The sequence below is a fragment of the Lacrimispora brassicae genome (assembly GCF_054772055.1).
In genome coordinates this window covers 17,771-30,374 of record NZ_BRYH01000022.1, presented here as the reverse complement: position 1 = coordinate 30,374, position 12,604 = coordinate 17,771, and the positions used below count along the sequence as shown (strand labels likewise).

Sequence of the window (12,604 nt, the reverse complement as noted above, 5' to 3'; positions counted from 1 at the left end):
AAATATAATCCAGTATTTAATGTTTAGTATATAAAGTACTGGTAAGAATAAAATTCTCAGACAGTGGGCTAAGGGTTTTGTTATTGTCAATATCTCCTGTTTTTCACAATATTAGTACAAATTTATTGTAAAATTAGTTATAAAAGTGTACAATAAGAATAACAACATTGTTGATATTGTTATTCTTTTTTGGAGGATATATTTGTGCAAACGGTAAACGAACTATTAGAAATTGCAAAAATTGAATTAGGAAAGCTTAATTCTAATGAAGTATTTTTAGTTCGAGATCTATTTAAAGGGTATGAGTGGAATAGAATCTCTCGCCGAGATAGATTACTGCTTGGTACATTGTTTCTTAATTATATTAAATTTCAAGAGACTTACATTGAAATTATTGAGAAGACATCTTCGGGTCAGCAAAAATACAAGAAATCATCCGGTGCCGCTACAGGAGGGAATTGAAATGAATGTAATCCCATTACCAGCCAATGAACCACCAAAAGATACTAGTCGTATTTTTGATTTTTCAATAGATCCTCTTGTTAGGTTGCGTACTGTTGACGCAGGAGAATTTGAAGATATTGTATGTCAATGGGCTTCTGGTTATTTATCTCATTGCGAGCATTACAAAAACGTTGCTCAGATGGGCGGGTCAATGGATTCAGGTAGAGATATCATAGCTTATCTAGATGACTCATTACAAGTATTTGATATATTTCAGTGTAAACGATATAAAGACCCTTTATCTCCATCAACATATATGACAGAGTTTGGGAAACTTTGCTTTTACACTATGAGTGGTAAATATAACATACCTAGAAAATATTTTATTGTTGCGAGCAATGGAATAGGGCAAGAATTGCGGTACTTAGTTGAACATCCAGAAACAATTAATATCCAATTAATCAATAGTTGGGATAAATACTGTGCACCTGCAAAAAAAATTATAGCGACTGGTGTTCCAATGACTGAAGATTTAAGAAAGTATATTACAGAATTTGATTTCAATATAGTATCCGAAGTATCACCTCAAACGCTATTAGAACAATTCTCTATGACAAGTTGGTATAAGTATCATTTTGGTGGTGGCCTACATAAAAGGCCTAAAGTCCCCAAGTTGCAGGAAGAACTCGAGCCGACAGAAATACAAATGGAATACGTTAATCAACTTATGAAAGCTTACTCTACTCGTGAAAAGAAAAAAATCGTTAATGTTGAAGGCCTCAAGCCTATAAAAAGGCTGCATGCCCATTTTAAACGTCAAAGAGAATATTTCCACAATGCAAATGCTTTAAAGCGATTTGCACGGGACGAATTTATTAATGATGATGTTTATGATGATGTGAAAAAACAAATATATTTCGGCATAATCTCGACCTGTGAATCGTCATATGAAGACGATTTGGAAAAGGTTGATGCAACTATTGATAGAGCTCAGCTTTTGCCCGTATCTACAGATGAATTACAAAGTATAAGCATTTTGGACAAAGGCGGCATTTGCCACGACTTAGTAAATGAAGGAGAAATGAGGTGGGTTGAATATTATGATGAAAATACAGATATATAACTCACCAGAAGAAGTTGGTGCAAGAATCCTTTTTATATTAGACATATGCAATAAAAGAATGAGTAAGCAAAGGTTAATGTATTATGATTACTTTTCCCTACACATAAATGATTTAGATCAAAAACAAATCAGCCTTCACCCAGATAATCCAAATCATTCGTCTGAAATTGCAATTAGAAGAGATCTAATCAGCAATGGATTGGATCTGATGATTGCAAAAGGTCTTGTATCAGTAAAATACTCAAAAACAGGGATTTATTATTGTGTAAATCAATTGACACACCCATTTTTACAACTTTTCGAAAATCAATATGTGGATGATTTGAAGAGAAATATTGCTAGTGTTGACAATGTATTTTACTCCTACACAGATAAGCAGATATACAAACATATAAATAATAATATAGGTCGATGGATTGGGGAATTTGAAAACGATGCAGTGATTGGGGGCGAGTAAATGGGTGCATTTGGTATGCAGTTAACAAAACTACAATTAGAAGGTCCGAAGAAAGAGATAGCAGTTATAGAGTTTGATAGTGGACTAAATGTAATTGCAGGTGCCTCTGATACGGGTAAATCCTTTGCATTTGAATGTATAAATTATGCTTTTGGCGCAACTGAAATTCCTGAAGTACCTAATGAAGCTGTGGGATATGAGTGGGTTTTGTTGGAGTTCCTCAATAAATCATTAAACCAAAAAATAACTTTAAAAAGAAGTCTTTTAGAAAGTGAAAGCACCAATATATATTACATTTATTCGGATATTTCAAATATAGAAACAGCAAATTCTGAAACTTTATCCATCTCTTCGCAAGCTAAGAAGAGTTTATCTTCAAAACTGTTGGATGATTGCAATTGTTCATATAGAAATATTTTAAGTAAAAGTTCTGATGGAAAAACTGAAAGATTTACTTTTAGAAAGTTTATTTACCTTATAATGCTAAGCGAAACTCGAATTGTACAAAAAAATGCACCCATCTATTTAGGGGATACAAAAAGGGATCGGACTTCTACAAAAGAAACTTCATCTTTTTTTACTGTTTTGACTGGATTAGATTATCAGAAACATCTTAAACCAGAAAACCCAGAAATAAAAAAGGCGCATCTTAAGGGTGCGATTGATGAGTTGACTATCATTTGTGGGGAATTGCAAAAAGATATCACGGAAACAGAATCTTCTTTAAATAATCTCAATCCTCAGAAGATCAACGCTATAATAAAAGAAATAGAAAAATCTTTGACAGAGCAGCGTCAAATGGTACAAGGATTAGAACATAGTCGGCAACAAGAATTATCTTTGCTTGATTCTGTGATCAGAGATAAAAATAGGATATTAGATAATTTAGCAAAGTTTAAATTACTTAAAAAGAATTATCAGTCTGATATAGACCGTCTTGAGTTTATTGAGCAGACTCATGATTATACAGGACAATTAGTGGATATCAAGTGCCCTATATGTCACACCACCATGAAATCACCCAAGAAGGACAATGAGATTTATTATATAGCAATTGAGAAAGAAAAAGAAAAGTTGAAAGCTCATCTTTTGGATTTAGAAGAAACTATAAATGATTTTGACAGTGACCTTACACTGACGTCTAAACGAATAGTTATAATACAAGATAAGATTGAGGCTTTTAATAAAGATTTATCGGCACAGTCTAATAAGATATCTGAAACACTGATTAAACATGAACAGTACTTAAAAATTCGCGATCAGGTTGTCGCAGTTGAAAACAATAAAAGAAAGTTATTTGACACTAATTCTCGTATACAAGAACTAAATGATCGTATTGATAATACGAAAGTGGTATCCGAAAAAGTCAACATTAAAAAACTATCGGATGAGCTTATGGTGGAATTTTGCAAAATAGTGCAAAATTTATTAGAGGAGTGGACTTTTATTGATAGTAGCGATAAATGTTCGGTGGAATTTAATTCCAAGTCAAATGATATTGTTGTTTGCGGTAAAACGAAAGCATCTTATGGCAAGGGTGCTCGTGCGATTATAAACTCATCTTTTCTAATTGCAATTATGTTGTACTGTCAACAGTATGGGCTTTCACACCCAGGATTCATTGTTTTGGATTCTCCGTTAACAACATATAAAGAAAAAGATAAACAGAAGAACGAGAAGAATGAAGAAGTTTCTAAGGGTGTTAAATCAGCATTCTTTAATAATTTGTCGCAAATCGGAAGGGGCAGACAAATTATAATATTTGATAATGAAACTCCACCTGAAAATCTAACAGAAATCAAATATCAGCATTTTACTGGTAATCCAGATATCGACCGCGCAGGATTTGTTCCTGTTCATTAAGTTTCTGTAGTCCGTTAATAGGTTTTTGTGTTTTATACAGAAGGAGATTAAAATGATTGATTTTAAGAAGCGATTAAATCAAGGTGCTATTGAGAGAAAAACTGACCCGGTGGAAATATATGGAACCATAGACCGTAAGAGTGTTACTGGCCCTTTGCGACCAGCCCAGGAATACATACTTACAAATTGGTATAAAGATTATAAACAAAAACGCGATTTGATTATCAAATTGCATACAGGTGAAGGAAAAACACTCATTGGGCTTCTTATATTGCAATCTCAAATTAACGCAGGGCAAGGCCCCTGTTTGTATATTTGTCCAAATAGATACTTAGTACAACAAGTCTGTGAAGAAGCACAAAAATTTGGTGTGCCATTTTGCTCTTTACTTGATGAACGTGAAATTCCTAATGATTTTTTGTCTGGACAAAAATTGTTAATTACTCATGCGCAAAAACTGTTTAACGGTATGTCAATTTTTGGAGTTGGCAACAGATATATTCCAGTGGATTCAATAATTCTCGATGATTCTCATGCGTGTATAGATGTCTTAAAAGGTGCTTATACAATTACCATTAATAAATCCAGAAATGAAAATTTGTACAATGGATTTTTGGAACTTTTTGAAGATAGCCTTCGAGATCAAGGAGAAGGAAGTTTTATAGATATAAAGACTGGGAATTACGATACATTAATGACTATACCGTATTGGAGTTGGGCTGATAAAAAAACTGAAGTGCTTCAATTGTTGTCAAAAAACATCAGTGATGATCAGATCAAATTTGCATGGCCATTATTGAAGGATTCTATAGAAAACTACGGCTGTTATATCACAAGCAGCCTTATAGAAATTTCTCCCTATAGTACAAATGTAGAAATGTTTGGAACGTTCTATAATGCGAAGCACAGAATATTGATGTCTGCAACTACACAAGATGACTCATTCTTTGTAAAAGGACTTTCATTTGATATTGATGCCGTAAAAAATCCATTGAAAAATGAGAAGCAAAAATGGTCAGGTGAAAAAATGGTTATCTTGCCATCGCTTATTCATGATGATTGTGATAGAGATTTAATTATTACGAAGTTTTCAAAATTAAAGCATTCCAATTTCGGTGTAGTTGCAATTGCTCCAAGTACAAAAAAAGCATCTCAATATAAAAATTTAGGTGCAACTATTGCTGACAAGAATAATATTTTTACTGAAATTGATAAATTAAAAAAAGGAATTTTTGAAAATATATTAGTAATTAATAACCGCTATGATGGTATAGATTTGCCAGACGAAGCTTGTCGAATTTTAATTATAGACTCTATGCCGTACTTTGAAAATTTGTCGGATCGTTATGAAGAAAGCTGTAGACCTAATAGTGAAACAATAAGTAAACGTCTTGCGCAAAAAATTGAGCAAGGAATTGGCCGAGGCGTTAGAGGCGAAAAAGATTATTGTGTGCTACTGATAATTGGTGCAGATATTGTGAAATTTATGAGGAGCATAATAACAAACAAATATTTTTCGATACAAACTCGAAAACAAATAGAAATAGGGATGGCTATTGCAGAAATGGCCCAAGAAGATATCAAAGAAGATACAAATCCAATTGATTTAGTTATTTCATTAATAAAACAGAGTTTAGGGCGCGATGAAGGATGGAAAGAGTATTATTCATCAGAGATGGATACGATTACTGGTTCTGATGATTCTTTAACTATATATGAACAATTAGTCAAAGAACGTGATATTGAGCAACTGTGCTACCAAGGTGAGTATCCCAAGGCGTGCGATGCAATGCAAGCATTTATTGATACACTTCCAACTAATGATAACTTGGAACGAGGCTGGTATACGCAACAGTTGGCACGATATTTTTACTATATTAGCGGAGAACGCTCAAATGAATTACAAAAAGCTGCTTTTAAAGCGAATACGCAGTTGCTTAAGCCTCGCCAAGGAATACGATATACAAGGGTTTCATACATAAATGAAAGTCGCACTAATCGTATCCATATGTTCTTAAACACCTTTACTTCATATGAAGAGCTTAAGCTATCTGTTAGTGCTATGTTGGACAACCTGTCATTTGGTGTTGATTCTGATAAATTTGAAGAAGCTCTTAAAGAAGTGGGAGATTTATTAGGATTTATTAGCCAACGCCCTGATAAAGAGATTCGTAAGGGCCCAGATAATTTGTGGTGTGGTGTAGGAAATCAGTATTTTATGTTTGAGTGCAAAAATGAGGTAGCTGAAGGGCGTACAGAAATTAATAAATATGAAGCGGGTCAAATGAATAGTCATTGTGGTTGGTTTGAAGATGAATACGGAAAAGAAGCAACAGTAACTCGGTTTTTAATCGTACCTACAAAAGAATTATCATACGCCGCTAATTTTACGCATCCTGTAAGGATTATCCGTAAAGGCAAACTTAGAGAGTTAAAAACAAATATAAAGGATTTTATCAATGAACTTGCTCCATATTCGCTAGTCGATATAAGTGACGAAAGCCTACAACGTTTTATAGAACTGCATAAATTGGATGTTAACAATATCCAAAGCTACTCAGAGAACTATTTTCATAAATCAAAATAAGCAAGTGTAATAGGAAAAGCTCCATGAAATAGATTAACGAGTTCATCTGCTAGAATCAGCAGCTTTATCTCCAAAACTGCGTTGGAGTTTTCATCCGGTTTTAATTGTTTATCTATCAGTGTAGTAGCTTAAAAAACACTACTACACAAAGGAGAAAATTATAATGCTATTGTCAGAAAAGCTAAAAAATCTTATTGAGAGCATTACATCCACACCAGAATTCTGGATAATAAATTATTACTTGCGATCGATGAAAAAAGCGCCCCATGGCGGTGTTTTTAGTCTTAGATATCCTAACACATTTCTAAAATATTACCCGGTACCTACATATCTGTTTTTTACACCTAATGCCGAAATCCCGGCTCCCGTGTTGGATACAGCTGATAAATTTCGTGCGATGATTAATGCTGCAGATGTTGATGCTGAAGAATTATTGCAGTATTGCCTAAATATTGACCCGGATGATCCAGGAAATCCTCATAATGGGGGGAGGATGTATATAGCCACTTGCGGTAAGATAATCACTTACGTCGGAAGCAACGAGATGGACCATATGGTCGCTGCTTCTAATGCCATTGAAGGGAAAATAGGCTATTTGGGCAACTTCCGTATTAATGAGGAACGCCTTGTTTTTCTCTTTATTTTCACGCTTATGGAAAGCTGTGCTCACAGGATTCATGATATAGACGAGATCGTGAATTATGAAAAACTGATATTGCCTATTGATAAATATGGCCTGAGTGATGTGACAGATGCGGAATTTGAACGGCAAGGGTTCAGGGTGAATGATAAATACTATCTCTACAATATTTTCCTTGATACATCCATAGGGAGTCCTGTATCTGATGTGCCTAAAACCATTGAGATAATTCAGAGAATAAAGCCACCTGTGCAGATACTTACACGGTGCGACGAAAATCTCGCAGTACCCTATTCACGAATGGTCAGCACGGCTACAGTGGATTTTCAAAAATGGCGTGGCATTACACTAAACTTCGATAATATCACTGAGCAGATGAAGAGCGGCAAAGAAACTATAGTACATTTCGATCCTCAAACGCTACATAAAATCTTTGTTTATATCAAGCGCGGAGCTGATGAAACTGGGGAAGAGTTCTACCATGTGAATGTCGAACAACTCTGGAATCCTGATATATTTACAGACGCTGAGCACGTAATCATGACTAATTATATTCACGGGACATACTATCCAGCGAGTGAAGCATTTGAACATATAGACTTTTCGATAAACCAGTACGACAGAGAAATCTTTGGAGCTAAATACCGCGATGCAGAAAAGTTGACCGGTGTTTCCATCGGCGTATACGGAAATATGCATTACAAGATATGGTGCGCCAGGGGTAGCAATCTCGTACCAACGGTGTGGGCTGACCTTGTATGCGCATCACTTGATGTGCCATTCCGAAGCATTTTCATGGAGACAATTGGCGGTACTTATACAGAGGATTTAATTTAAACATTTTCATACGCGAAGGTTGTATTTTTTATGTAAGAATTAATTATTCTATTGCCTACGCCAAGGAAAAAATGCGTCTTTCAGGAATCCGATTCGCAGCATCTACACATACAGAATGTTGTGTTCTGTTGCAACGAGAGAAAAGATAAAAAAAGAATAACTGATATATAAAGAGCGTGAAGGGTTGAACATCCTTCACGCTTTTTATATACCAAGGAGAGGGAAAATATATGAAAAAGGTCACAAAATTGCCAGCAGATGATTGGAAAGGAGGTGTAGATCAAAAGAAACGAGTTGCAGCTTACTGCCGTATCAGCACGGAATTTGAAGAACAGTATAAAAGTTTAGAAGCACAAGTGAATTACTATGAAAATCTAATTCTGAATAATCCGGATTGGGAATTAGCAGGAATTTTCTTTGATTGTGAGAGTGGGCTGAGAAAATCTAAGCGCAGTGGGCTAGAAGATTTGATGACCATTGTGCGGGCAGAGCAAGTCGATTGTATCTTGACCAAGTCAATTAGCCGAGTTTCAAGAAACGTGTTGGACACATTGTTGATTGTTAGAGAGTTGAAAGAAAGAGGTGTTGATATGTATTTTGAAAAAGAAAACATTCATTCCATTGACAATGCAAAGGAGATAGACATTGCTTTGGGAGCGGCACTGGCACAGGAAGAAAGCCGTAATTTGAGCGGAAATGTGCTTTGGGGATTTAATAGAAAATGTGAAACAGGAGTAAGCCCTATGCTAATCAAGCCGGTATATGGCTTTAAATGTGAAAATGATGAGCTGATTATTGTTTCACACGAGGCTGCGGTGATAAGAGAAATTTTTCACCTGTATCTGGAGGGTAAGACCGTACGACAAATCAGAAATTACTTACAGGAGAAAAAGGTGTTGGCCCCTAGCGGTCGAACAACTTGGGCAGACACCACGATTCGGCAAATGCTAAAATGTGAGAAATATAAGGGTGATGTAATGCTGCAAAAAACTTATACTGAAGATTACTTGACTGGAAAGCGGAAAGTTGATTATGGGCAGCGTCAGAGGTATTATGTTACAGCCAATCATGAGGGGATTATATCTCCTGAAGTTTTTCATCAAGTACAGGACGAAATGTTTCGCAGGGCACGGGTAGTTTTAAACGAGGAAGGGGAACAGATTAGTACGGGTAATCGGTACAGCAGCAAATATTTACTTGGGAATCTATTGAAGTGTGGAAACTGCGATGCAAGTTATTACCGCCGAACTGAACGCGGGAAAATCGTCTGGAGATGCGGGACAAGAATGGAAAAAGGGAAAGTTGTTTGTGGACATTCACCTACTTTGAATGATCGACAGATTAAGGATATTTTAGGTAAGGCAGTATGTAATGGCACTTATGACAAGAGTATTGTAAGAGAAGCAGTAGAACGAATCAACGTTTATGAGAAACAGATTATAATTTGCTTTTTTGGGCAGGCAAATATGAAATAATTAAGTTTGACTAAGGAGGGCTAAAGTAATTAACAGTTTTCAGCTGACTTTGAGAAAAGTTACAGATGGTCATCTGGTAGGATATGAGAAGGAATGTACAATATTGATTTTAATTCCCTCATAGAGAATAACCATGAAGCGATTATCCCAAAGGAATTGTACTACCGGATGCAGAAGGAAAAGGCGCGCAGAGGTGCAATTCTAGCAACCTGCTTCAAAGAAAAAGGATGCACTGCCTGTCAAGGGAAAGTACAATGCCAAATACACGTTATCCAACATCATGGTATGCGTAGAATGCGGTTAGCTCAACCGCAGGAAGGGTATGGTTAAGGCATGAAAAAGTCCGTGTGGTGCTGTGACAACCGTCTCAAGCATGGTTCTAAGAGGTGCAAACATTCACCCACCCTGAAAGAAGACCACATCCATGAAGCGATTATGACCGCAATTAACAGCGTGGTAGAGGATTAAGGAGGATTTGTGTAGGCATTCCGAGAAAATGTCATTCGCATCATCGAAAGCTACTCCCCACAGACAGAGCCTACCGAATACGATGAGCAAATCGAACAACTTCAGCAGGACATGATGAAACTCATCGAGGAAAGCGCTAAAACCGAGTGTGCAGATGAAACATTCGATAAGCAATACTATATCATTGCAGATGAAATCAAGGAGATAGGGAAGAAAAAAGCAAAGGTGCTTCAAGAACGATATCTGGCAGAATCCTATAAATAGCGTCTGCAGGAGATGAATAGCTACACGAAAAAAATTAACTATTTAAAACGGGAGTTTGACGATGACCTTGTCCGCAGATTGCTTCAAACAATCCGGGTTATCAGTGAACGTAAAATAGAAATTCAATTTCAATTGGGCATCGTTATCCGACAAGATGTCGTGTGATGATTAAATGACGGCAGGAGCCGAAAGACCAGTGGTTGCCTTACTCACTATTTCTGTTTATAGAATGGTTATGGCTAAAGCCCTAGTCAATAGAATATTTTTGTTATGATAGATAATTGCTTTGACAGATTGATTTTTTTTAATAAAAAGTGTATAATTTGTATGAAAAAATAGATGGTAAGATTTAATGATAATGTTTTGGTGGTGGGATGATGACAGATGAAAGAATACTGAAAATTAATAGGATATTTAAAGAATACTATCCTATCGTGAAGACTTGTGTTTTGAGAGAAAATAAAATTTGCAGTAGAGATATTACAGAATTAATGGAATTAGACTATATTGTAAAAGTTAAAACGGGATACTATGCCTGGCGAAACGATGTTAAAGAATTAAGTGGTATTGAGTTAGTGCAAAGTATCATTCCAGAAGGAGTCATAAGTCTAGAATCAGCAGCAACGATTCATAAGCTAATTGGTGAAAATACTTTAGAAAGTGCTGTTTGCGTTACCATACCCACAAATATGATTAAACCAACTTTACCCGTTTTGCCTGAAATCAAGTTATTTTATTGTTCGGAAGAAAAACTTCATATAGGACGTACTAGTCTTGAGATGAAGAATAGAACTATCGCTATATATAACAAAGAAAGAACGGTTTGCGATCTTTTTAAGTATCTAGATAGAGTTAATAATGATATCGCATTAGAATCATTAAAAAAATATATGGAACAAAAAGATAAGAATGTACAAAAGTTGCTCGAATATGCCTATCTATTAAGGGTAAAAAAATATGTCGAACCACTAATAGAGGTGCTTATATGAGTTTGAGATATAATGAATATTTTAAGGAAGGCGGGAGCGAAATATAATGATAAAGAAATGTCAGGTTTTCACTCCTGCACAAAATGTAATAGAACTTTTAGATTCAGTAGGATATATATCAGATTTACAAGGTAAAAAGGTAATCGAAAATGCATGTGGCGATGGCAATATTTTAAAAGTAATAGTTCAAAGATATATCGAAGATGCATTAAGTAAAAATGAAAATAGTGATGAAATTAAGAATGGTCTACAAAGAGATATAGTTGGAGCCGAAATTGATAGCTTGCATTATAATAATTGCATAAACAATTTGAACATGGTTGCAGAATGTTTTGGAATTACTAATGTTCAATGGAATATACTAAACAGAGATTTTTTACAACTAAACATAGAAGATGAGTTCGATTATGTAATTGGAAATCCACCCTATATTACTTATCGGGATTTAGGTGATGAAACAAGAGCTTATTTAAAGGAAAATTACATATCATGCAAACAAGGAAAATTCGACTATTGCTATGCATTTATTGAAGCAAGTCTAAAATGTTTAAAAGATAATGGAAAACTTGCATATTTGATACCTAGTAGTATCTTTAAAAACGTTTTTGCGCAAGAATTAAGAAATATGATTTTACCCAATGTCTTGAAAATTATAGACTATACAACTCAAAAATTATTTGAAAAAGCTCTTACTTCATCGGCTGTTTTGGTGTGTGAAAAAGGTGTGTTTACACAGCACATATTATATCATGATGTTGCTAATAAAATCCAATACAACATAGCGAAGGGCAATTTAAACGGAAAATGGATTTTTTCAAACAACAGGGCCAAGACAATATCCCCTAAAAAATTTGGAGATTTTTTTACCGCCTCAATAAGTATTGCAACTTTATTAAATAAAGCATATATATTAAAAGAATTTAAAGAAGAAGAAAATTACATTATTTGCGGAGATTATAAAATAGAGCGTGGTGTAGTGAGGGTAGGTGTTAGTCCGAGGTCATTAAACTACAAAAAAACAGAGCTCATTATATATCCATATTCTTACCAAAATGGTATTTTAGTAAGATATAGTGAAGCAGAATTTGAAGAGAAGTTTCCGGAAGCCACCAAATACTTAATGTCACAAAAAGATAGATTAGATAAAAGAAAGTCGGATAATGCGATTGAATGGTTTGAATATGGACGAAGCCAAGCATTAGCACATTTAGATCAACCCAAACTACTTCTATCGACTGTCGTAACAAAAGAGGTGAAGGTATATGAACTAAACAGAGAATGCATACCGTATTCGGGTATTTACATAATACCAAAACAAGGCACATCTTTAGAAAAAGCGAAAGAGATATTGGAAAGTCCTACTTTTTACAACTATGTCAAAGGAATTGGAATTAATGCTAGCGGTAGCTCTTTGCGTATAACAGCAGTAGATGTAAATGATTTTAGGTTCTAATAAT

The 12,604-nt window shown here is 35.0% G+C and carries 11 protein-coding genes; all 11 read left to right on the top strand.

Annotated elements, in window-relative coordinates; all coding sequences use genetic code 11:
• The first annotated feature begins 204 nt into the window (after positions 1-204).
• The 11 genes from ACYVD3_RS10330 to ACYVD3_RS10280 all read left to right on the top strand — a co-directional run bounded on the left by ACYVD3_RS10330 (position 205) and on the right by ACYVD3_RS10280 (position 12,600).
• On the top strand, positions 205-462 hold the full coding sequence (locus ACYVD3_RS10330) for a single-stranded DNA-binding protein (protein ID WP_460642431.1): 258 nt from the start codon (positions 205-207) through the stop codon (positions 460-462).
• A 1-nt stretch (position 463) separates the two neighbouring features.
• Positions 464-1,567, top strand: a complete 1,104-nt coding sequence (locus ACYVD3_RS10325) for an ABC-three component system protein (protein WP_460642430.1) — start codon at positions 464-466, stop codon at positions 1,565-1,567.
• The gene (locus ACYVD3_RS10320; protein ID WP_460642429.1) at positions 1,545-2,024 is read left to right on the top strand and encodes an ABC-three component system middle component 2; all 480 of its coding nucleotides are present in this window, start codon (positions 1,545-1,547) and stop codon (positions 2,022-2,024) included. Before ACYVD3_RS10325 ends, ACYVD3_RS10320 begins: the two co-directional genes overlap by 23 nt.
• The gene (locus tag ACYVD3_RS10315) at positions 2,025-3,887 is read left to right on the top strand and encodes a hypothetical protein (protein WP_460642428.1); all 1,863 of its coding nucleotides are present in this window, start codon (positions 2,025-2,027) and stop codon (positions 3,885-3,887) included.
• Positions 3,888-3,939: 52 nt separating this feature from the next.
• Positions 3,940-6,474 (top strand): DEAD/DEAH box helicase, encoded by a 2,535-nt coding sequence (locus ACYVD3_RS10310; protein ID WP_460642427.1) that lies wholly within the window; start codon positions 3,940-3,942, stop codon positions 6,472-6,474.
• Between the two features lie 163 nt (positions 6,475-6,637).
• Entirely contained in the window at positions 6,638-7,951 is a 1,314-nt protein-coding gene (locus tag ACYVD3_RS10305) for a hypothetical protein (protein WP_460642426.1), read from the top strand.
• Positions 7,952-8,181: 230 nt separating this feature from the next.
• Positions 8,182-9,426, top strand: coding sequence for a recombinase family protein (locus tag ACYVD3_RS10300; RefSeq protein WP_460642425.1), 1,245 nt, complete (start codon positions 8,182-8,184; stop codon positions 9,424-9,426).
• A gap of 333 nt (positions 9,427-9,759) precedes the next feature.
• Positions 9,760-9,894 carry a recombinase zinc beta ribbon domain-containing protein gene (locus ACYVD3_RS10295; protein ID WP_460642424.1) on the top strand — a complete coding sequence of 45 codons (135 nt, stop codon included), beginning with the start codon at positions 9,760-9,762 and terminating at the stop codon, positions 9,892-9,894.
• Positions 9,895-10,005: 111 nt separating this feature from the next.
• Positions 10,006-10,158 (top strand): hypothetical protein, encoded by a 153-nt coding sequence (locus ACYVD3_RS10290; protein WP_460642423.1) that lies wholly within the window; start codon positions 10,006-10,008, stop codon positions 10,156-10,158.
• Between the two features lie 374 nt (positions 10,159-10,532).
• A complete protein-coding gene (locus tag ACYVD3_RS10285) occupies positions 10,533-11,147 on the top strand; it encodes a type IV toxin-antitoxin system AbiEi family antitoxin domain-containing protein (RefSeq protein ID WP_460642422.1) in 615 nt (204 codons plus the stop codon).
• 46 nt (positions 11,148-11,193) lie between these two features.
• On the top strand, positions 11,194-12,600 hold the full coding sequence (locus ACYVD3_RS10280; protein ID WP_460642421.1) for an Eco57I restriction-modification methylase domain-containing protein: 1,407 nt from the start codon (positions 11,194-11,196) through the stop codon (positions 12,598-12,600).
• Positions 12,601-12,604: the final 4 nt, after the last annotated feature.

Excerpts from the sequence above, each read along its gene's own strand:
- ACYVD3_RS10300 (WP_460642425.1), top strand. The coding sequence starts at position 8,182 with ATGAAAAAGGTCACAAAATTGCCAGCAGATGATTGGAAAGGAGGTGTA.
- ACYVD3_RS10310 (WP_460642427.1), top strand. The coding sequence starts at position 3,940 with ATGATTGATTTTAAGAAGCGATTAAATCAAGGTGCTATTGAGAGAAAA.
- ACYVD3_RS10305 (WP_460642426.1), top strand. The coding sequence starts at position 6,638 with ATGCTATTGTCAGAAAAGCTAAAAAATCTTATTGAGAGCATTACATCC.
- ACYVD3_RS10320 (WP_460642429.1), top strand. The coding sequence starts at position 1,545 with ATGATGAAAATACAGATATATAACTCACCAGAAGAAGTTGGTGCAAGA.
- ACYVD3_RS10325 (WP_460642430.1), top strand. The coding sequence starts at position 464 with ATGAATGTAATCCCATTACCAGCCAATGAACCACCAAAAGATACTAGT.
- ACYVD3_RS10290 (WP_460642423.1), top strand. The coding sequence starts at position 10,006 with ATGATGAAACTCATCGAGGAAAGCGCTAAAACCGAGTGTGCAGATGAA.
- ACYVD3_RS10295 (WP_460642424.1), top strand. The coding sequence starts at position 9,760 with ATGAAAAAGTCCGTGTGGTGCTGTGACAACCGTCTCAAGCATGGTTCT.
- ACYVD3_RS10280 (WP_460642421.1), top strand. The coding sequence starts at position 11,194 with ATGATAAAGAAATGTCAGGTTTTCACTCCTGCACAAAATGTAATAGAA.
- ACYVD3_RS10315 (WP_460642428.1), top strand. The coding sequence starts at position 2,025 with ATGGGTGCATTTGGTATGCAGTTAACAAAACTACAATTAGAAGGTCCG.
- ACYVD3_RS10285 (WP_460642422.1), top strand. The coding sequence starts at position 10,533 with ATGATGACAGATGAAAGAATACTGAAAATTAATAGGATATTTAAAGAA.